Raw genomic sequence first — 22011 nt, forward strand, 5'->3', positions numbered from 1 at the left:
GATTATGAATAATACGCAAAAGGAAGATATTGGAAATGAAATTCATGATCGAATTTTACATTCCATAGCACAGGATAAGCGAAGGAAACGAAATAAGCGTATCACGTTTATTGTCTTAGGCTGCACGATTTTCTTATTAGGCTTCTTTATGTATGCAAATAAAATTAGCCTCAATGAGTCTATGAGTATACATCAACCTAGGGAATTTACTGCCGATTTCAATCAGGGGACTTACACTCAAAAAGATTTATTCTCCTTAAAAACCAATAAGTTAATTTTAGATTCTAATAGTACACAAGCGATTTATCAGAATAAATCTAAAAACCTCACGGTATTAAATATTGCCAAACTTGATTTAAGTAATAAGGACATTTTGAATATTAAGACAGGGGTTGGAGGATTCTATAAAGTTGAGCTTCCAGACGGATCTATTGTAAACTTAAATTCTAAATCCAGCCTTAAATATCAGGCAAACTACATGGAGGATAGATATCTAACACTTTCCGGAGAAGCCTATTTTGAAGTGAAGCCACTTTTAATTGCTGAAAAGAAAGCTCCTTTTCAAGTCAAAACCGAATTACAAACTATTGAAGTATTAGGTACGGCTTTTAATGTAAAAACAGGAAATATTAAAGATGAAACGCTTTTGTATGAAGGTCGTATAAACTTAAAAAACAAAACTGGAATGCTGAAAAAGCTTTTCCCAGGAGACTTAGCCAAAATAAACGAAGGCAATACGGAAGTTGTCAAATTAAATGAAGGTGAAATCGAGGAAACACTAGCCTGGAAGGAAGGCTATTTGTATTACAACAATCGAACATTAAAACATATCCTGGAAGATCTTCAGAAATACTATGATTTTGAATTCAATGGTAAGGAGGTTCCTTCAGAATACTTCACCATTTATTTGGCTCGTGAAAAGAAACTTCCTGAACTTCTACAACTCTTAGAGAAATCTGGAGATTTCAGTATGCAGTTAGCCAACAATATCATCAATTTCAAAAAATAATATTTTTTATTTAGGGTAACTACCCCTTTTATACTCTTATAGGTATAAGGTAAATAAAACACCATTTTATAAATCCTAAAACCATTATAACAGTATGAACAAAAATTACCTAACATGCTTTCAGCATTTGAAAGAAATTGGCATGAAATCATTGCCAAGGATTTCAAAGGCTTCCAAGCTGACCCTAATTATTTCTTGCTTAGCCTTGCAGGGATTTGCAGTTAGCTTTGGACAAACCATTTCATTGAATCTAAAAAATGCAACAGTCAAACAAGCATTAACAGAGATTCGTAAGAAAAGCGGATATCAAATTGTTTACAAGGAATCCCTATTAAAAAACAAGAAGTTAATCAACCTAGTGCAGACCGAAATAACTGTTCAAGATGCCTTGAATAAAATTTTGGCGAACGAGAATGTAGCATATGAAGTCCGAGACAAGCTAATCCTTTTAAAACCAGCATCTGCAGAACAGAATATTGATCAACTAGTTGTTAGCAACGAAAGTAAGCAATTTACGGCTACTGGTCGTGTTGTAGATAAAAATGGTGCTCCACTTCCGGGTGCAACAGTAACCGAAAAAGGTACTAATAATAAAACTTCAACCAATTTACAAGGAGAATTCTCGTTAGTTGTGTCGAGTTCAAAAGCAATTTTGGAAATTTCATCACTAGGCTATGCCACTTCAAGTGCGAGTATTACTGGTGCAAATATGACTATCACCATGTTAGAAACACAGAACGAAATGGAAGAGGTTATAGTGGTTGGTTATGGAACTCAGAAAAAAGTAAATTTAACTGGAGCTGTATCTAGCATAGACAGTAAAGAATTAGAATCTAGACCTGTACAAAATGTCGGTCAAGCACTTCAAGGTCTAGCTCCTGGACTAAATGTTCAGACTTCGGGTTTGGGTGGTGAACTTAACCAAACCATGAATGTAAATATTCGTGGAACCGGTACGATTGGGGTAGGTTCTAGCTCTTCAGCCTTAGTTCTTATCGATGGTATGGAAGGTGACCTTAATGCTATTAACCCTAATGATATTGAGAACATTTCTATCCTTAAAGATGCAGCAGCGTCTTCTATTTATGGATCTCGAGCACCTTTTGGAGTCATATTAATCACTACAAAATCGGGTAAACAAGGGAAAACAATTGTGAACTACAACAATAACGTTAGACTCAGTAAACCGAGAGGATTACCAACAATGTTGGACTCTAAAACCTTTGCCTATTATTTCAATGAGGTTAAATCCAATGATGGAGAGTCAGCTGTTTTTGGACAAGATGTATTAGACCGTATTATTGCCTATCAAAATGGTGAAATTACGACAGTAAGTACTAAAGGTACAAATGGCCGCTGGCAATATTACGGTGGCTCAAACGCCAATACCAATTGGTTTGATGAGTTCTATCGTGACTACTCCCCTTCCCATGAACATACATTAAGTGCCAATGGAGGAACAGAGAAATTACAATTCTATAGCTCGTTGAACTTTATGGATCAAAACGGTTTGAATAAGTATGCTAAAGATGACTTCAAACGTTACGCCTTTTCCAACAAAATCAATGTGAAGTTACATGATAAGATTGATCTTATGAGCAATACACGATTCGTTCGTGAGAATTATGATAAGGCAAGTCATATGAATGACCTTTATTACCATAATATAGCAAGGAGATGGCCCACAGTTCCTGTACGTGATGACAATGGATATTTCTCAGACCCTAGTGAACTAGCACAATTGGTAGACGGAGGTCGCACAAATTCAGTAAAAGATCTACTTTACCAACAACTACAATTAAATGTTCGACCTTTGGCAGGTTGGAATATTACCGGAAATGTAAATTACCGAATAACAAATAACAACGGTCATGGTGAAACTTTAAAAGCTTATGGTTATGATGCCGATGGTAATCCATACCCAGTTGCAGTAAGTTACAGTGCTGCAGGTTATACTGCTGTCTCTGAGAGCAATCGTAAAGATGAATATTTCTCGACCAATTTATTTACTGATTATTCTTTTCGCATAGCTGATGATCATCAATTCAAAGCTCTACTAGGTTTTAACTCCGAACTGAATAAATATAGAACGCTGAACGGAAGCATGACTGATCTTATTTCAGACAACATTCCAACTCTTAATACCGCAACGCTAAATCCTTTGACCTCCGGCCAATACCAACATTGGGCAACCGCAGGGTTCTTCGGTAGATTGAATTATAACTATAAAGAGAAGTACCTGCTAGAAGTAAACGGACGTTACGATGGTTCCTCCAGATTTCCAAGAGATTTACGTTGGAATTTATTTCCTTCTTTCTCGGCAGGTTGGAACATCGCCAATGAAAACTTCTGGAAATGGAAAGATCAAGTATCTATGTTCAAACTAAGAGGCTCTTATGGTGAGCTGGGCAATCAATATACCGACAATTGGTATCCGTTCTATTCTATTATGCCATTTGCAGTGAATGGAGGTTCTTGGTTACTGAATGGTCAAAAGACCAATACGTCCAGTGCTCCAGGTCTAATTGCCAGTAGTTTAACTTGGGAGCGTATCAGCAGTTGGAATATTGGACTTGACTTACAGGCTATAAACAACAAACTTGGATTGACTTTCGAAGTGTTCCAGCGTAATACATTCAATATGATTGGTCCAGCACCTGAACTACCAGTTATTTTAGGTACTGAAGTTCCTCGAATTAACAACTCGGAAATGAACTCCAAAGGATTTGAATTAGAATTAACATGGAAGGATAAAATTGGTGATTTCAATTATAACATTAGAGGGGTACTTTCTGATGATAGACAAACGGTTACCAAATACCCTAACTTAACAGGCAACTTGAACAATTGGTATAATGGTCGCCGTGTTGGAGAAATCTGGGGATATACAACCATAGGCATTGCCAAGACGCAAGAGGAAATGGATGCCCATTTAGCTGCTAGTAAGCAAAGTTTTGCTAGTAAATGGCAAGCAGGCGATATCATGTATGCTGACTTAAATGGCGATGGAAATATCTCTGCTGGATCAAACAGATTAGACGAACATGGTGATATTAGTATTATTGGTAATAGTCAACTTCGCTACCGTTATAGTCTGGATTTATCTGGAAATTATAAAGGATTTGATTTCCGTGTGTTCTTCCAGGGTGTTGGCAAAAGAGATTACATGCCGAATGGTCCTTACTTCTGGGGAGCTAATGGAGGCATGTGGCAATCTGCAGGATTCCAAGAAAACATGGACTTCTTCCGTGACGAAAACTCTCTGATGGTTCAAAATGGAATCTTAGGTGTAAACACCGATTCCTATTTACCAAGACCATATTTCAATACGACTAAAAACCAATACACACAAACCAGATATCTTCAAAATGGTGCTTATCTGAGATTGAAAAATGCCCAAATTGGTTATTCTTTAAATCCTGCAATCCTGAACCGTATCGGTGTATCCAAAGTTCGATTCTACTTATCGGGAGAAAACCTATTGACCTTTACAAAAATGGCTAAGGTATTCGATCCAGAGTCCGTAGGCTTAGGCGGATGGAATGATGGTAAAACCTATCCATTCTCAACCGTATATTCATTTGGTTTAAACATCAATTTCTAATCTAGCAAACATGAAAAACAAGTTCAACAAAATACTGAGCATGCTTGCACTAGGCAGTTTATTCTTCACTAGCTGTGATGACTTCTTAGATCGTGCGCCGCTCTCCAATATTACACCTTCTGATTACTTAAATACAGAGGCTGATTTGGCTACATATACCATTTCCAAATACAACTTCCCTACACATGGGGGTTGGGGTGTTGGTACATTCGCCAATGATAATCACACAGATAATCAAATGACCAGCTCCTATGCTACACGTTGGGTTCCAGGAGAATGGAAAGTTCCCACTGCCGGTGGTGATTATGAATTCGGAAGAATTCGTGATCTTAATTATTTCATCGAACAGGTTGTTCCAAAATGGAAAGCAAACAAACTATCTGGTGTTGCCGGAAATATTGAACATTATATCGGTGAATCTTACTTTTTACGTGCATATGAATATTTCAATAAAGTACAAGCATTGGGTGATTTTCCAATCATAAAAACTACCCTTAAAGATGAGTTAGGCGAATTAGTTGGAGCTTCAGTGAGACAACCACGAAATATGGTTTCCAGATTTATTCTTTCGGATTTAGATTCAGCCATCACCTTATTGAAATCAGCATCTCCGAATGCTCAAAATAGGTTAAATAAAAATGCAGCTTATTTATTTAAATCTCGAGTAGCATTATATGAAGCGACTTGGCTAATGTACCATAGGAATACAGCACTAGTTCCAGGATCAGCTAATTGGCCAGGAAAGAAGTCCCATCCTAACTTTACCTTAAACATAGATACTGAAATTGATTTCTTTTTAACACAGGCTATGGAAGCAGCAGAAAAGGTAGCGGATGCTGTGCCTTTGGTTAATAACACGAAGGATAATGGATATAATTCTTCGGCAAACCCATATTTCAACATGTTCAATGACATGGATATGAACAAGTATGGTGAAGTTCTCCTTTGGAGAAGCTATTCTGCAGCCTTAAATGTTTCTCATAATGTAAACCATTACATGAATACCAACGGTGGAAATACCGGATATACCCGAGGTTTGGTTGAAAGCTTTACGATGTCCAATGGACTACCAATTTATGCTGCCGGTTCTGGTTACCATGGTGATGACTCTATTTCTACAGTGAAAGCAGATCGTGACAACAGATTGCAGATTTTCATGAAAGGGCCTCGTGAACTACGCTTTACCGACAGAAACAATACGACGGGAGGTCCCATGCTAGAAGGCTATCCTGATATCGTAGGTCTTGCTGAAACGCGTTATGTAACAGGCTATGCACTTAAAAAAGGAATGAGTTATTTATCTGGTCAGGCAGAAGGTTCAGCTGGTACAACAGGTTCTATCGTCTTTCGTGCCGTAGAAGCATACTTAAATTATATCGAAGCAAGTTATTTAAAAAATAAGTCCTTAAATGCAAAAGCATTAGATTATTGGCAGCGGATTCGGACACGTGCGGGTGTTAATTCGGATGTTCAAATCACGATTAATAACACAAATATGCAAGAAGAAGCCAAACGAGATTTTGCTGCATACAGTGCAGGCAATATCCTTACCGATAAAACCTTATTTAATATCCGCAGAGAGCGACGTTTAGAGCTTATGTCTGAAGGCTTTCGTTTTGCTGACTTAAAGCGATGGAGAGCTTTAGATCAGCTTAAGACAAACCCTGTCATCTTAGAGGGGATTAAAGTTTGGGGACCAATGCAAAAATGGTTTACCAATAAAGGTGTCTCCGTCTTAATAGAACCAAATACACCTGGTAAAACAGCAAATGTATCTGCAAAAAGCGAAAGCTCCTATTTAAGACCATATCGCATTAATTTAAATGCCAACAATTTGGTTTTAAATGGTTATCGTTGGACAGAGGCACATTATTTAAGTCCAATAGCATTTAATCATTTTACGATTACTTCTTCAGATGCCACACCAACCAATTCAAGTTTATATCAAAACCCTGGTTGGCCAATTGTAGCGGATCAAGGAGCAATGCAATAGAGGAATTCTATAATTCAACCTACCAAAACCCTAACCATAGCAATTCCACCTCATTGGAATTTGCTATGGTTTTTTCTTTTATTAGCAAGTACAATCAATCTAGAATATTATCTTGTCCAGAAATCGTATTTTACATCCAATGAAAACAAGTAAGGAAAAAATGATTGCCGGGGAGTTATTTCTGGATAACCAAGGCGAATTATTCAAGGAAAGACAACATGCTAAACTCATTTTACATCAATTCAATCAGATGGATCCTACGCGGGTAAAAGCACGTCATCAATTACTTAAACCCTTACTCGGAAAAACTACTGGTCGCTTTTATATAGAACCACCGTTTCGCTGCGATTATGGATATAATATCGAACTTGGTGAAAACTTTTATGCCAATTTTAATTTAACGATTCTTGATGGAGCAGCAGTCAAAATAGGTAATGATGTGATGATAGCTCCCAATGTAAGTATTTTCACTGCTGGGCATCCTATTGATCCGATTACAAGGACTGCAGGCTGGGAATTCTCCAAACCTATTCACATTCATGACCGTGTATGGATTGGTGGTAATACAGTAATTAATCCAGGAATAACCATAGGCGAAAATTCCGTTATTGGAGCTGGGTCGGTGGTCACTAAAGATATACCAGCAAATGTTGTAGCGGTTGGAAATCCATGTAAGGTCCTGCGAGAGATCAATGAAAATGATAAAAAATATTTCTTTAAAACGGAACCATTTCCAGAATTGGATATTTAAATCCTAAAATTAAAAACACCTGAGTTGGGGTATCTCAGGTGCTTTACAAATCAATCAGGCCTATATTTTTTCAAATCGATTTGTTGATTTATTAAACAACAGAAAAATCCTTTATTTAATATGTTTTTCCAATACAGTATGCAAATTATCGCCTCTTAAATTTTTAGCTATAATTACGCCATTCGGATCAATTAAAACATTGTCTGGGATAGCTCGTATACCATATTCTTGTGCTACAGCACTATTCCATCCTTTTAAATCAGAAACTTGGACCCAATTGATTTTATCCGCTTCTATGGCATTTACCCAATCATTCTTTTGATTATCCAAAGAAACACCAATGATCTCAAAGTTTTTCGATTTGTAAGCATCATAGGCTTTAATAAGATTTGGGTTTTCCGCGCGACAAGGCACACACCATGACGCCCAAAAGTCAATTAAAACATACTTTCCACGAAAGTCCGAAAGATTCACTGTTTTGCCCTCCGGGTTGGATAAGGTAAAATCTATAGCTTTCTCGCCCACAACCAAACTCTGACCTTTTAATAAACTCGCAAGGCGTTTTCCAATATAGGATGATCTAACCTTTTCAGACAGCCCCTTAAATAAAGGTTCTATCACCGCTACTTCAGGTTCGGGCCCTGCTAATTCATCCAAAAGAATAATACTTAATCCGTTATCCGGATTGTTTTTTATGAAGTCTATGGTTGTTTTACTGGTGACACTCAACGGACTTCCATAAGTATCATTTAGGTATGCTTCGTATTCTCTTACCACAGCATTTAAGCTATCTAACTTTTTCATTTCCTCCTCATATTCTGGAGTTTTAAAACTTTTAATGTCCTTATCTATTTCTTCTTGATAAGCCATATAGGTTTGTGTTAGTTTATCGCCACCCACCACTTTTGGCGCCCCGCTGAAATCAATAATTGTTTTACCTGGATTCAGAAAGAACCAAAATTCATTATTACTAGGGTTCGACATAGGATGCTGAGCAAGCACACCAGCGTAAGCAGGACCAGCAAATTCCTTCTTCAACGTAAAACTTCCATTGATAACCTCAGCTGAATCTATAATCGGTTCACCATCAGCATATGAATAGTGCATGATATACAGCTTTTTGCTGTTTTTAATATTTTTCCCCTCCAACTCAAATGTTGGTAATGAGGATGTTTGTGCCATTGTTAAGAAAGGAAGAATGAACATTCCTAATAAAAAGATATAATTAAATTTCATGATTAATTTTAAAGTTTAAATTCCAACATAAAGACCAACCACCTCCTCTACACTATGAGGAAGCGCTTGCTCTAATTTCAACGTATTATCATTGTATATATAAATTGACCCCTTTTTCTCTCCTGAATAACCTGCATCATAGGTTGCTATCATCAACTTCCCTTGTCCTCTTTTAAACTTGGTAATATGGCCTGGAGCATCATTAGGAAGTTTTATATGCTCTTGGAATTCCAACCCTAAATGAGACGCACGATAAATCGTCTTGGCGTTCGCTAGGTACCAAAAGGTATCCCCAGTTTCAAAATAAACCACATTAATATTCCCATCACCTGGTATTGGTCCACTTGCGATTCGCTCAAAAGAATTCGGTTTATTCGCTGAAGAATATCCCAACAAATAAGAAAATATCCTATTCCCCTCCCGCATCAGGTAAATAAACTTTCTAGCTGAGTTTATTTCCGTTAATTGCGATGTGACATAAGTCTGGTTAGGGTATTTAGCAGGATCTGTTATATCGTCAAAGGAATTGATAAAGCTATAGGGAATACCAAGCCTGGAACCGTTATCCATTACGCGAATCCGTTTATTCTTCGCATCATAAAAGGTAAAGTAATAAAGTGATTCATTGTGATTCCCTCCTAATCCACCAAGCGGAATTTCATAATCCAATGGATCGTTATATAATGCTGGTAATCCTATTGCACCATGTTGCAACACATGCATCTTTCCTCTATTTACGGCATAAATCGTGTTTTTTAATCTATCCATACTGATTTCTGTAGGTTCAAAAACAAAATTTGTCTTATCTCCAACAAAACTATTCGAGCTATACAATAAGTTTGGAACAAAATCCCTAGATTCCAATTGAAAAACAGGATATCTTGAATTCTGAACTGCAATAACCAAATTGTTATAATACTCTATTCCAGAACTTCCATACACCCTTAATCCTTCAATGCCTACTGGATTTGTACCTAAAGGATAATTAGGAATAACAACATTTTGAAAACCCAATTTTTCTTGTCCGACTGTTTTACAGTATAAAAGGGAAGCATTATTGGCATCTTTTGCAAGAACAAAATAACCCAACATAAAGGGATTACTAACATTGATATAGAAATTGTATTTCTTGTCAACTCCGGTTTTCCCATTGCTAACGGTGAATTCTGCATGTAACTTTCCATATTTCGTGTTACCTATATAGATCAACTCGTTAGATTCGGAAACTAACTTACCATCAATTTTCCATAAAAAGGTTAACTGGCTCATATCTGAGCCTTCAATACTTGCTCGGAATGTAGGTTTCAGTTTTAACGTATCGTTATAGGCAAGTTCATAAATCCGCTCAGAATTATGGACACCCTGTTTTAATCCGTCAATTAAAACCTCATTAACATCATGATACTTGTAATTTCCTAAATCCTTAGAACAGGAACTAATACTGATTACGATGAGGCTTAATAATAATAATTTTAATGTTTTCATTGTTCAGTAATTAAGGAAGTAAAATCCGCTCTTGGGTATTATCCCCGTTTGGATATACGACATGGTCTTCAAAATATTTCTTCAACAAACTGATATGCATAAATGTAATCGGGTACCATTCAGGTTCAACGGACTCAGGCATATTTTTCCAGAAATATATCGGTCCAGGTGCGCCGGTATAGATATCTGATGACATATCAGATCCTAGGTGATAAATAACCATCCATTGTTGATACACCTCCTTGTAGTATGGTCCAAAATACATCTGCCAATCATTCCACCAGAATGGAATCAATAAGATGTCATTAAACTTAATTGTCAAAAGACTATTGTGGAGATGTCCTACATTAAAATTCTCATTTGAATTCAGTCTCAAGACTAAAGACATCTCTTTGTTAAGTAGTTCTGACCCTCGCTTTATACTGACGAATAGGGTATCTTCATATTTATTTGCACGAATAATGGGCTCAGAAAGGCTTACTAATTCAGGATCATAGTCTGAAGAAGGGTCAATTTCAACGCTATATTTTCTATCCTTAGCATTTACTACACCACCAATTTTGATGGGTATTGCCAAAGTTTTTGATTTAATTCCAATTACCGTATCCACTGCAAAACTATAAATCGTGCTATCTAAAAAAGGCTCTTTGGCAGTAATTGAGCGATCTGGTAATGCAAAGCTGACATATGCATTCTTAAGATCAAATTCCTGTAATTCAAGTTCTTTACAGCCCAAGAATAGAAGGAAGCTAATCGATAATAATATTATTCTTTTCATCTTCTTATTATTGAGGGTTATACGTTTGTTCATCCACAGGAATTGGCAGTTTGAATATGACTACTCTTGGCTCTACAATGGTATTTCTGTGGATTGGTTTATAAAGCCTTTTATATTCTGAAATCAACATGCCTTCTCCTACATTTTCCTTCCTTAGTTCATCGAAAATCATGTCTTTTATAACCTTACTTGTTTTATTGGAATCATAAATGATATTGTTGGTTATATTCCTGGCATTTCTAACTTTATTCAAATATTCAACGGCCTTTTGTGGATTACTATCCGCATATTCTTCTGCTGCCAACATATAAATTTGATGTAGTCCAATGATTTTATTCTCAAAATATGGTCTATAATATAGATTGGAGAAAGGTGTACTTACATTAAAGTGATACTTGGTGAGTTTCCAAGTTACGGTCGAATTAGCGGCTCGAGTAAACCAATTTACAAGTCGATAATCATTTAATGAACCTTGGCCAGATAGATTGTACAGATTGCCTAACAAATAATTATAGTTCGCAAAAAGCAACGGAGACGCATTGCTAGGACGACTATCCTCTAAAGGAGGATTCACTATATGATTTTGTGTTAATAAATTTTGATTCATCAAGGAGAACAAAGATTCCATTGGCATTCTTTTATTAATGTCGGAACTTAATTCTCCAGAAGTTGCTAAATGTATGGAGTTACTACGAGGTTCTAATTCCTTGATGAGTTCCTCTGCATATTCTCTCCCTTTTGGTAATTCACCAGCCCATTGAGCAGTTAATGCCTGCAAACCTAATATGGTATAATAATTCATCCTACATCCCCTATTGTCAATTAAACTATTGTATTTTTCATAGACATATTGGTTTTGATTGGCTGTTCTAGCCACCTTCCGTATAGGATCTTCTCCTAAAAGTGCTCTAGCTTCTGCCAAATCCTTTTGAAGGAAATTTATAACTTCAGCAGCAGTTGAAAATTTTGCCAATTTCACCTCGGAAGAAGTACGATATGGAATTGCACTTGCTGACAGACCTTCTACAGGAATTACAGGACCAAATAACTTCAGTATTCCAAAATGAAGAAAGGCTCTTAATCCCAACAGCTCCCCTTTAATCAAGTAATAATTTTGATCTTGAGGTAGCTCATCCACATATTTCAGCATGATATTTACCTGGTTAATAGCTGAATAATGTTGTGACCAAATGTTATTAACAATGGATATAATTGCACCAAAATCATATTGATAATTAGAGGATCGGTAGTACATATGAGAGGAGTTCACACTGTTGTAAGTGCCAACCATACTTTCCATAAATCCATATTTCATTTCTTTGCCATATAAGGCTTCCCTATTTAGGATAGCATAGACCCCTGCCAAAGAAGTTTCGAATCCAAACCTATCCTTGAACAAGTCTCCTTCGTAGGCTTTGTTTACTGGGTTGACATTAAGAAATTTTTCACATCCTGTACATATAAGCAAGGACAATACACTTAATAATATTAGTTTTTTCATGGCTTAGAATTGAATCATTACACCTAAATTATACTCTCTAGCATAGGGATATGATATCCCTCTTTCCATAGCCACATTGCTCAAACGTAGAACATCATTCATGGAGAAATTAAGCTTCAATCGTTGCAGTTTGAAGTGCTGCAAGGTTTTCATGCCAAAATTGTAGTTGATGTTGATGGAGGAAAGCCGGAGATATTTCTCACGCTGGATAAATCGACTAGAGATTTGTGTTACTTTAGCATCGGAAATTGACTTAAAGGTGGAAATATCACCTGGTTTTCTCCATCGCTCTTCCAAAATCCGCTTATCGGCATTGACATAGATATCGTTATTTTCGATTTTATTCATCAATGTCTCATTGAATTTTTCGCCTCCAAATTCATAGTTTCCTATGACCTGAAGGGAAAAGCCTTTGTAATTAAAGGAAGTTCCGATATTTCCATAGAGCAATGGCTCCTCATTTCCCACCTCCACCTGGTCATTGGCATTCCAGGTATAAGTAACATCACCGTTTAAGGTTCTGAACATTTCTCTTCCTGTTGCCGGATCAATCCCTAACGATGGAACTGCACGAATAATCGAAAGTGATTTTCCTTCTTCAAAATAGGTAGATGGCTTAATAACATTTCCATTATGATCCCTACCAAGTAAAGATTCATTTAGCTCACGTAACTCATTGGATATTTCCAATAGCTTACTTCTATTTTGAACTGCACCAAGAGTCAAAAACCAAGACAATTGATTACTTTCTCGCTCCATCAATCGAATGTTGGCACTGATTTCAAAACCATTGTTGCTTACTTTACCAAGGTTGGCAAAGTAGGTATTGTCTGGAAAACCAAAAGATGGGGCAACCGTAATATTAGAAATCATTCGGTCAGTGACCCGGCTGTAAAGATTTGCATTCAAATTCAACAAGTCCTGAAAAACAGAGATATCCGTACCATAACTGTACTGCTTTTGATCTGGCCAGCGTAATTTTGAATTACCTTGACTAGTATGGCGTGTAGCATATTGATTGATGTAAAATAAACCACTTATAAATTCATATCCCGAATTAACCATCCCGGCATTGAAATTACTTACGGAACTATTAGTACCTACGTTTGCAAAAAGCCTTAAGCGATTAACATAATCCCTTCTAAACCATTTCTCATTATGAATATTATAAGAGAGACCCGCACTCCAAAAGGAAGAATACCGATTCTCTGGACCATAAATGGAGGCTCCATCTGCTCGACCTGTTAAACTAAAATTATAACGATTGTCATAGGTATAATAAAAGCTCCCAATTACCCCCAACTCTCGCACGGGATCGGATTTGGTTCTGGGTAATGTATTTTCTGCATAACTAAGTGCCATTTGCGGTGTCATAAATCGATCGTCTATGAATCCAGTTAATTGATAGGAGTTCCCTGTTACATTGGATGCACGGATCTCACCAATTACACTGGTATTGATCTGGTGCTTTTGCAATTGCTTACTATATTGTAGCTCCAATCGTCCTTCAAATGCCGAACTGGCAGTATTACCAATGGTATAAGATCCTTTTTTCATAGGGTCTTTTTGATCAATAAATTGGGTATTAAAGGGCGAGATATAGCGATCGTTATCTTCAATTGTCCTGGAAATCATCGCTCTAGAGCGAACTAAAAAATTGGGACTTGCAAACCATTCTATAGCAAGGTTATTGGTGATAAAGTGTGCCCTGCTGTCGTTCCTATGCCCCAATTGTGCATTATAAAGCGGATTAAACATTAAATTACCGAAGGTATAATGCTGGCCTAATTCCCCAAAACGGACAATGTATTTCCCATTTTGATCGAAAATACGTTCATAGGGATTTAATAAGGTATAGTAGGAAAACTCACCATATGGACTGTTATAAGCCTTCGTATATTGGTAAGAAGCTACGTTTCGAAAGGTGATCACATTGGGAATACGATAAATCAAATTAAAAGCTGCTCCTCCGCGGATTCTTCCAGACTCCTTCATAACCCCTTTATAGTCAGAAAAGTTACCTTCCAAGCTATATCGAACCTCTTCTCCTCCACCTTCCATACGTAGACTGTGACCTAAGGAGTAGGTGTTCCGAACAGGTTGTTTTAACCAATAAGTATCAACACCTGATTTGACATCCTGCAAACGCTTATTGTATAAGTTATTAAAAATTTCCTGCTCCATATGCGCCCAATTCGGATCATCCATATTTGTGGCCTTGTAAATCCCAGCCAATTTTTCATATTCTAATTTTTGGGCAGAGTTCATTAGATTATAATCCGATAAATCAACTATGGAACTAGCCGGTCTTAAATCGTAGGTAATTGTGAATCGACCATCTTTTGGCAACCTAGTTTCAATGACAATTACGCCATTTCCTCCTCTTGAGCCATATAAACTGGTCGAGCTGGCATCTTTTAAGATCGAAATGGACTCTACACGGTTGACATCTAAATCATATAGCGCTGCTAAGGGTACTTCAAAACCATCTAAAATGACCAATGGCGTATTTACAACATGATTACCCACACTGGAAATTCCACGAATATTAATCTCAGGAAGTGCATTTGGATTGGAACCAGCTTGTACCCGTTCATCAACTTTAAATGATGGATCCAATGCCTGCAATAAGGAAAAAATATTCCCAGAATTGAATTTCTCAAGCTCTTTACGAGTAATGGTGGTGGCAGCCCCTGTAAAAGCCTCCCGACGAGTTTTGGTATAACCTGTCACAACAGTTTCCTCGATTTCGGTCTTGGTGGAATTCATCCGGACATGAATCTGTTTTCTACCCTTTACCTCGACATGTTGTGAACCATAACCCATCATCGAAAACCTTATGAAATCATCCTCTTTTACAAATACCGTATAAGTACCGTTAGGCAGCGTGTAACCTAAAGCATGACCAGTTTCCAATACTTGAATGTTTACCCCTCCTATTGGTTTACCCTTTTCATCCGTTACCTTTCCCTGTAAACGATAGAAGTCTTGTTCTTCTCCTTGTTGAGAAACTTCTTTTGTCTTTCCTTCATTCTCCCTTCTTTTGGGCTGTACGATAATGGTGTTGTTTTTGAAAATAAATTTCAATGGTTGGTCTTTTTCAAGTTCAAGCAATACTTTTTGAATATCCATATTACTTACTTTGATGGTCACCGCAGTTGTCTTTTGTAATAAGGTCAGTTCCCCAACCAAATCACATTGTGTCTGTTGTCGCAATTTCTCCAACACATCGCTCATCTTAGCATTGTTTTCCGATAAAGTAACCTTTTGCCCAAAAGCAGAAATCGATATGAAAAATAGAACTAAGAAATTAATGAGCAATATGGCAGAACGCTGATGTTTTGAAACATAGGTGTCTCTAAACTTGAATTTTTCATTCAGGCGTTTTTTACCTTTCATAATTTTAATTTTTTTTAGAATAAATGGTTATTTATTTAGGCTAAGCACATCGTTCTATAGAATATTTTCCTAGAAATTGGCTTTAACTAAATCGAAAGAAAAACTTGATCAGGGTTATCAATCGGAAGTGTATTCCATTTCGCTTAAGTGAATAATCTTGAGCGATTAGCTTTTAATGGAAAACGGACTTATGGTTTGTATGTCCTTATAAAATGTAAAATATTTTTTTGATGAGTAAAAAAACAGCTCACATATAACAAGAAACGAAGATTAATTAATTAAATGCTTTGATTCTCTTAAATAAAGTTTTCCTTTATTCAACTCGAATTCCATCGGTATAACTGCCGATAAAACCTCTAAAACTTCCTTCAAACTTTTCTTTCTACTAATTCGACCAAATAGGATGCTTTCACTTATGGAAGGATCGACTTCAATTGAAATCCCATACCATGAAGAAAGCTTTTCTACAATTCGGTGTAGCGGTTGTTCGCTCAGGTAAAAGAATCCATCTTTCCAATCAATATATTGAGACAAATCAGATGCAGGCTGAACAGAACTATCTGAATAAACCTGATTATCAACAAGTTCCACATTAAAATCAAGATCATTAACTGGCATTTCAGCGCTACCCTTTGCAATAGCTACTTTCCCTTCCAAAAGAAAAGTCTCTTCCGCTGAGGTATAATTCACATTAAATTTAGTTCCTAGTACGGAAATTGATTCCCGATCCCCACGAACATAAAAAGGAACTCGATGATCCTTATTCAAAGCTTGAGCCACCTCAAAATAACCTTCTCCTTTTAATTTGACTTCACGTAAATTTTCCTTAAATCGAATTGGATAGGTAACTTCTGAATTGGCATTCAGCCAGAGTTTAGTTCCATCGGAAAGCACTAAGCTTACCATGCCTCCTTGACTTGTTCGGACAGTATTCATCAACGACTCTGCCTTTGGATCATGCAAAATATACTGCAACTCACCCCCTGTGAGTCTGGTTATCAAATAGTTTTTGCAATACAGCGTATCGCCTTGGGAGAGGCTATCCAAATTATATTCTTGAAGATTTTCTAAGACCAATACGGCATTGCTTGATTTTGGCGACTTATATTCAGCTAACTGCCCTAAGACATATGCTGACTGCTGTTTATAACTTATGAAATAATACGTTATTCCTACTATTAACAGAATACTTGCAACTAACGAAATTGGTTTCCAATTGAACCGTCGAACCTTAGGACTCTGGATCACTTTTTTATCTAAAGATTGCAGCATGTTCAACATGTCCTTCGGATGTGGTTCGTCATGAAGCTTATACTGGTCTATCCACGATTCAACGAGTAATTTTTCGTAAGGGGTACATTGACCACGTGTATACCTGTAAAGGATCGTTTTATCAAAGTTCATATTGGTCTAATTCGTTTTGAAATCGTCACACTTCTTTTATAAACGGCTCATTTACTGCCATGTCCTTAAAAAAATAAGAATAACAATGCTTGACAGATTTTTGATCGTAAATACTTCATCAACATCCAAGTTTGATTTCGAATCGTCTTCTCCGACAATCCCAATGCCTCCGCAATTTCCTTATTGGAATACCCTTGCATGCGCATGTGAACAATTGTTTGATATTGCGGACCATAGCGTTTCAATAAATCCTCCAAGCGCTCCATAAAGTTATCTTCACGAATCTTAGCGTCTGTTAACGAAAAACTATAAGAATATTCTTCTAGAGAATCCAGGTACCTCTTGGCATGCGTATCTCGTGCCATATGATCAATTATGCGGTTCCGCATAGCTTTGAACAAATAACCCGAAATTTCATCCGCTATAACCAACTGGTTCCTGTTTCGCCACATACCCATAAAAACATCATGAACTAAATCTTCAGCAATTAGTTTATCTACTCTTTGTGCAGCAAATACTAATAATGCTGCCTTATAGCGATTATAGAGTGCATGAAAAGCCTCAATATGATCTTCCCGGATAAGGTCTATTAATTTTGAATCGGTTTTGTGTTCAGAAGACATCAAGTTTAAAATTGATAAACAAACAAAGATTATTAATTATTATAACAAAGAAGCGGAAAATATACCGTAATAATTTTTGTTTTAGAAAATATATTTACAATTAGTCAATTTAAAACGTATAAAGCAGCAAGACTGCTACAAAAAGAAGAATTTTTAATCTCACGTATTAAGAATGAGACAATCCAATGAGAATAGGTTAATTATGCTAAGCAAATCATCTACTTATCAGCTTATAATTGTATATATACAACATTCACGAAGGACAGAATATAAAAATAAAAACACCTGAAGTGGGGAACCTCAGGTGTTTTTCCAAACCAATTATTAACCTAAATTATGAAATTATGAATTTACTATCTTAAACGCCTGCTATTTCCTTTTAGTATCTTGTTTCTGAAATTTATTTTCTAATAATTGTATTTGAGTTTGTCTTCCTAAACATCAGCTTAGGGAATTACTTGTATTTGCTTTGATACGCTTAGGGAATTTCTTTGGATCTACTAGGGATCTCCTTCGGATCTCGTTCGGTCGGAACCGAACGAGATCCGAAGGAGATCCGAACAAGTTCCGAAGGAGATCCGTTAGAGTCTCGAATAAAACCCCTAGGAGAGACGGTGAGACTACAGACAAAAGACAACAGAAAGTGGAAAGGAAAAAGTGGAAAGAGAAAAGGAAAAAAACAGAACAATTTAACCGGTGATTCTTGAAATAGAACAAAAAAAATACCTGAAGCGGAGAACTCCAGGTATTTACCAAACCAATTATTAACCTAAATATTTCTATTTATCTAGTTGTATTGAAAACGACAATATTTCATGAATATTATCTGAATTATTAAAAAAATATAAAAAGCTTAGATTAAAAAACATAATCATTTAATAATCAGCAGGATAATTTTATTAATTTCCTGAAATTACATCAACAACTTTATCACTAATCTTTGTAATATCTGATTTTAGACCAACCATCATGGTCATCACGTGTACTGGATTTCCTTGAATTTTCTTAAAGTTCCGCATATAGCCGATTTCGAATCCCAAGAAGAAGCCTTTGAATTTATAATCTGATCCTATCCCTAATTTAAAGGCTGGAGAAATGCTATACTTATATTCAATATCCACCACTTGAGTTTGCGCATTATCATTTGCTCTTGGTTCTGAATTCAATGCTGCACCTGGACCTGCATAGGCATAAGTATTAAGTCGGTTCATCTGTCTACGGATACCACCAGCTAAACTTAAGGTGTACATCGTAGCACGACCGTTTGTTAATTGACGGTTATAAGCTGGATCCTTTTCGAGTTCATCATAACCAAAACTCATCATATACAAGGTTGGTAAAAGGTAGTATTTTGGATTTTTCAACGAAATATCCAAGCCCATACTTCCCGTAAAAAACTTGGTTGTCAAAGCATTTTTAGTTTTACCTAATGGAATAGAAAGGCCTGTACCACCAAAGTAGTAAACTTTACGGTAATGAATAGTATCCGCCCCCCTTTGGGCCATAGCAGCAAAACCCAAGCATAGACAGATTAGGCATAAAAAGAGTCGCTTCATGCAGTGTAATTTTACTTATAAACAATAAAGTCGAGTATAATGTTTGAAAGGCCTAATCTATAAAAATTTCTTGGCTTGTGGACCTTGGCTAAACAAAAGATCAATCACACTTAAATCAGGTTGAAAACCATTTTTATCGGAGAATAATTGATAATAAGGCTGTGGTTCCTCCAGTAAGCTCTTTAACTTCGGGTGAATAGCAGAACGGTAATCGATTTCTTGTGGCGTTTCACGCTTATAGGCATCTGTAAAATGAATTTCCTTTTTAATCTTAAGCAATTTAAGGAGCGTCTGCAGTTGCTCTACATGGAAGTCCATAAGAAACTCGTATTTCTTTTCATAAAAGGGTGCTAGATCATCTTCATAAAATTCAAAATAAGCAGAGCTGCGATATGCGGTTTGCAAACTCAACCAATGAAGACGTTGCCAAGGATGGTCGTAATTGATACGTATATCTTTAATCGCTACACGTTCCTTTTTACCATGAACAATTGGGATGATCAATTCCAATACCCCATTTGCTGTAGCAATCTGCGTACGTGTGCGAAAGGTCTGCTTTGGGAAATTCTCAAATCGTTCCAATAAAATATCTCCCTCCCAATCCTTTATGGTTTTGAAATAGGAAATATTAGGTAAATATAAAACCGGAAGTAACAGATCTTGCGACATATATCAATTATCACTTTAAAATGTTCGCAAAAATAACTTTATTTAGGGATATTTGTAAAGAAGAATACAATAAGAATGAAGGAAAAGCTCGTTTATGGTTTAATTTATATACTCTCTCTTCTTCCATTTTGGTGTCTTTACCTGATCTCTGACTTCTTATACTTCCTGATATTCAAGATTTTCGGTTATCGTAAGCGAGTTGTGAATGAGAACTTGCGAAATTCTTTCCCAGAAAAGAGCGAAGATGAAATTCATGCCATCGCAAAGAAATTCTATCGTTATTTTCCCGACCTTTTGGTAGAATCCATTAAGATGGCTAGTATTTCTGCCAAAGAAGTTCGTGAAAGGATAGAATTGCTCAATCCGGAGGAAGTATATCGACATATTGATGCAGGTAAATCTGTTATCGGCGTGACGGCACACTATTGCAATTGGGAATTGGCCATACATAGCTTATCCTTAATGATGGATACTCCTGAGTTGATTATCTATAAACCCCTGAATAACAAAGTATTTAATACGGTCCACAATAAGATCAGAACGCGGTTTGGAGCGACAATGGTTCCAATGAAACAAATTCTACGTCATATTGTGAAGTTGAAGAATCATCCACATATCAGCATGTTTGTTTCCGATCAGACTCCTACCTATCAGGATTCGGATTATTTCATGGAATTTTTGAACCAAGATACCCTGGTGTTTACAGGTACCGAACGAATAGCCCGATTGACGAAAAATCCAGTGATTTATTGTGAAATAAGACGAAAAGCAAAAAGAGGATATTATTTTTGTAAATTCACCACCTTAGTAGAAAATCCAGATGCATACCCTGAACATGAGATCACACATATTCAGAATCAATTTACGGAGCAAATAATTAGAGATGAGCCGGCATATTGGCTTTGGTCACACCGCAGATGGAAGCGTAAAAGAAGGAATTAAATGACAGCATACCCAAAAGTCGCCGTTGTAATACTAAATTGGAATGGTAAATTTTTCCTAGAAAAATTTCTACCTTCTGTATTCAACAGCACCTATCCGAATATTGAATTTATTATAGGGGACAACGCCTCTACGGATGACTCTTTGGCCTATGTACGTCAGAATTTCCCGAAGTTCACGATCTTGGAAAATACGGAGAACTTGGGTTTTGCAGGTGGTTATAATGCTATTCTTGAAAAAGTAGACGCAGATTATTTCGTACTCTTAAACTCGGATGTCGAAGTAACAGAAAATTGGATTGAGCCAGTTATTAAACAATTGGAGAGTGATCCGCTGTTAGTTGCATGCCAACCAAAAATACAATCCTATCATCAAAAGGGTCATTTTGAACATGCCGGTGCCGCAGGTGGTTTTATCGACTATTTTGGATTTCCTTTCTGTCGCGGAAGAATTCTAGATAAGGTGGAAAAAGATGAGGGGCAGTATAATGATCCGATTGAAGTTTTCTGGGCAACCGGTGCTGCATTATTCATTAAAGCGCACGCTTGGCGTGAAGCAAATGGTTTTGATGCAGATTTCTTTGCGCATTTTGAAGAGATTGATCTGTGTTGGCGCCTCAAAAGAATGGGTTATAAAATTGGCTATTGTCCAAATTCCCTCATATACCATGTGGGTGGTGGCACTTTGAATACCTCTAATCCACAAAAGACTTATTTGAACTTTAGGAACAATATGGTCATGATGCAAAAGAACTTACCCTTAGGACAAGCGATCTGGCGTTTAGCCATGCGGTTGTGGTGGGATTTATTTGCTCTCATTAAGTTTTTAGTGGATGGTAAGCGAAAAGACGCTTGGGCAGTTAGTCGGGCACATCAGTATTTCTTCCGAAACTTTTTTAGGAACGCAAGAAAGAGAACCAAGTATCCTAAAAAATACAATAACAAAGGACAATATAAGAACTCCATTATTTGGGATTATTATGTGAATAAAATCCATAAATACAGTGAACTTGATGAAAATAATTTTCATTAAGTCTATTCTTCCTGAACATTCTGTTTATT

At 36.6% G+C, this 22011-nt stretch carries 15 protein-coding genes; 6 read left to right on the forward strand and 9 right to left on the reverse strand.

Going from position 1 to position 22011, the window contains the following annotated elements; genetic code table 11:
- Positions 1–4: 4 nt before the first annotated feature.
- The 4 genes from ACP6L2_RS07050 to ACP6L2_RS07065 all read left to right on the forward strand — a co-directional run bounded on the left by ACP6L2_RS07050 (position 5) and on the right by ACP6L2_RS07065 (position 7357).
- On the forward strand, positions 5–1009 hold the full coding sequence (locus ACP6L2_RS07050) for a FecR family protein (protein WP_440508557.1): 1005 nt from the start codon (positions 5–7) through the stop codon (positions 1007–1009).
- A gap of 94 nt (positions 1010–1103) precedes the next feature.
- On the forward strand, positions 1104–4613 hold the full coding sequence (locus ACP6L2_RS07055) for a TonB-dependent receptor (protein ID WP_440508558.1): 3510 nt from the start codon (positions 1104–1106) through the stop codon (positions 4611–4613).
- 10 nt (positions 4614–4623) lie between these two features.
- On the forward strand, positions 4624–6606 hold the full coding sequence (locus tag ACP6L2_RS07060) for a RagB/SusD family nutrient uptake outer membrane protein (protein WP_440508559.1): 1983 nt from the start codon (positions 4624–4626) through the stop codon (positions 6604–6606).
- Positions 6607–6745: 139 nt separating this feature from the next.
- Positions 6746–7357, forward strand: coding sequence for a sugar O-acetyltransferase (locus ACP6L2_RS07065; protein ID WP_440508560.1), 612 nt, complete (start codon positions 6746–6748; stop codon positions 7355–7357).
- 111 nt (positions 7358–7468) lie between these two features.
- Here ACP6L2_RS07065 and ACP6L2_RS07070 read toward each other — a convergent pair whose 3' ends face one another.
- From ACP6L2_RS07070 to ACP6L2_RS07110, 9 genes are all read right to left on the reverse strand, one after another.
- Positions 7469–8593: a redoxin domain-containing protein gene (locus ACP6L2_RS07070; protein WP_440508561.1), complete on the reverse strand. Its 1125-nt coding sequence runs from the start codon at positions 8591–8593 to the stop codon at positions 7469–7471.
- Positions 8594–8608: 15 nt separating this feature from the next.
- The gene (locus ACP6L2_RS07075; protein WP_440508562.1) at positions 8609–10078 is read right to left on the reverse strand and encodes a PKD-like family lipoprotein; all 1470 of its coding nucleotides are present in this window, start codon (positions 10076–10078) and stop codon (positions 8609–8611) included.
- 10 nt (positions 10079–10088) lie between these two features.
- On the reverse strand, positions 10089–10856 hold the full coding sequence (locus tag ACP6L2_RS07080; protein ID WP_440508563.1) for a DUF4843 domain-containing protein: 768 nt from the start codon (positions 10854–10856) through the stop codon (positions 10089–10091).
- A 7-nt stretch (positions 10857–10863) separates the two neighbouring features.
- A complete protein-coding gene (locus ACP6L2_RS07085; protein WP_440508564.1) occupies positions 10864–12357 on the reverse strand; it encodes a RagB/SusD family nutrient uptake outer membrane protein in 1494 nt (497 codons plus the stop codon).
- 3 nt (positions 12358–12360) lie between these two features.
- A complete protein-coding gene (locus tag ACP6L2_RS07090; RefSeq protein WP_440508565.1) occupies positions 12361–15756 on the reverse strand; it encodes a SusC/RagA family TonB-linked outer membrane protein in 3396 nt (1131 codons plus the stop codon).
- Between the two features lie 270 nt (positions 15757–16026).
- On the reverse strand, positions 16027–17160 hold the full coding sequence (locus ACP6L2_RS07095; RefSeq protein ID WP_440508566.1) for a FecR family protein: 1134 nt from the start codon (positions 17158–17160) through the stop codon (positions 16027–16029).
- A gap of 65 nt (positions 17161–17225) precedes the next feature.
- Positions 17226–17783, reverse strand: coding sequence for an RNA polymerase sigma factor (locus ACP6L2_RS07100; RefSeq protein ID WP_440508683.1), 558 nt, complete (start codon positions 17781–17783; stop codon positions 17226–17228).
- An 899-nt stretch (positions 17784–18682) separates the two neighbouring features.
- Entirely contained in the window at positions 18683–19339 is a 657-nt protein-coding gene (locus tag ACP6L2_RS07105) for a hypothetical protein (RefSeq protein WP_440508567.1), read from the reverse strand.
- A 57-nt stretch (positions 19340–19396) separates the two neighbouring features.
- Positions 19397–20008, reverse strand: coding sequence for a WbqC family protein (locus ACP6L2_RS07110; protein ID WP_440508568.1), 612 nt, complete (start codon positions 20006–20008; stop codon positions 19397–19399).
- Between the two features lie 75 nt (positions 20009–20083).
- Here ACP6L2_RS07110 and ACP6L2_RS07115 point away from each other — a divergent pair, with 75 nt between their 5' ends.
- Both ACP6L2_RS07115 and ACP6L2_RS07120 read left to right on the forward strand, forming a co-directional pair.
- The gene (locus tag ACP6L2_RS07115; RefSeq protein ID WP_440508569.1) at positions 20084–20950 is read left to right on the forward strand and encodes a lysophospholipid acyltransferase family protein; all 867 of its coding nucleotides are present in this window, start codon (positions 20084–20086) and stop codon (positions 20948–20950) included.
- Positions 20951–21982, forward strand: coding sequence for a glycosyltransferase family 2 protein (locus ACP6L2_RS07120; RefSeq protein ID WP_344673852.1), 1032 nt, complete (start codon positions 20951–20953; stop codon positions 21980–21982).
- Positions 21983–22011: the final 29 nt, after the last annotated feature.

It is taken from the genome of Sphingobacterium lactis, from assembly GCF_051951495.1.
Lineage (GTDB): Bacteria > Bacteroidota > Bacteroidia > Sphingobacteriales > Sphingobacteriaceae > Sphingobacterium > Sphingobacterium lactis_A.

Excerpts from the sequence above, each read along its gene's own strand:
- ACP6L2_RS07110 (WP_440508568.1), bottom strand. The coding sequence starts at position 20,008 with ATGTCGCAAGATCTGTTACTTCCGGTTTTATATTTACCTAATATTTCC.
- ACP6L2_RS07075 (WP_440508562.1), bottom strand. The coding sequence starts at position 10,078 with ATGAAAACATTAAAATTATTATTATTAAGCCTCATCGTAATCAGTATT.
- ACP6L2_RS07120 (WP_344673852.1), top strand. The coding sequence starts at position 20,951 with ATGACAGCATACCCAAAAGTCGCCGTTGTAATACTAAATTGGAATGGT.
- ACP6L2_RS07115 (WP_440508569.1), top strand. The coding sequence starts at position 20,084 with ATGAAGGAAAAGCTCGTTTATGGTTTAATTTATATACTCTCTCTTCTT.
- ACP6L2_RS07060 (WP_440508559.1), top strand. The coding sequence starts at position 4,624 with ATGAAAAACAAGTTCAACAAAATACTGAGCATGCTTGCACTAGGCAGT.
- ACP6L2_RS07105 (WP_440508567.1), bottom strand. The coding sequence starts at position 19,339 with ATGAAGCGACTCTTTTTATGCCTAATCTGTCTATGCTTGGGTTTTGCT.
- ACP6L2_RS07095 (WP_440508566.1), bottom strand. The coding sequence starts at position 17,160 with ATGAACTTTGATAAAACGATCCTTTACAGGTATACACGTGGTCAATGT.
- ACP6L2_RS07085 (WP_440508564.1), bottom strand. The coding sequence starts at position 12,357 with ATGAAAAAACTAATATTATTAAGTGTATTGTCCTTGCTTATATGTACA.
- ACP6L2_RS07070 (WP_440508561.1), bottom strand. The coding sequence starts at position 8,593 with ATGAAATTTAATTATATCTTTTTATTAGGAATGTTCATTCTTCCTTTC.
- ACP6L2_RS07050 (WP_440508557.1), top strand. The coding sequence starts at position 5 with ATGAATAATACGCAAAAGGAAGATATTGGAAATGAAATTCATGATCGA.
- ACP6L2_RS07055 (WP_440508558.1), top strand. The coding sequence starts at position 1,104 with ATGAACAAAAATTACCTAACATGCTTTCAGCATTTGAAAGAAATTGGC.
- ACP6L2_RS07090 (WP_440508565.1), bottom strand. The coding sequence starts at position 15,756 with ATGAAAGGTAAAAAACGCCTGAATGAAAAATTCAAGTTTAGAGACACC.
- ACP6L2_RS07080 (WP_440508563.1), bottom strand. The coding sequence starts at position 10,856 with ATGAAAAGAATAATATTATTATCGATTAGCTTCCTTCTATTCTTGGGC.
- ACP6L2_RS07065 (WP_440508560.1), top strand. The coding sequence starts at position 6,746 with ATGAAAACAAGTAAGGAAAAAATGATTGCCGGGGAGTTATTTCTGGAT.
- ACP6L2_RS07100 (WP_440508683.1), bottom strand. The coding sequence starts at position 17,783 with ATGTCTTCTGAACACAAAACCGATTCAAAATTAATAGACCTTATCCGG.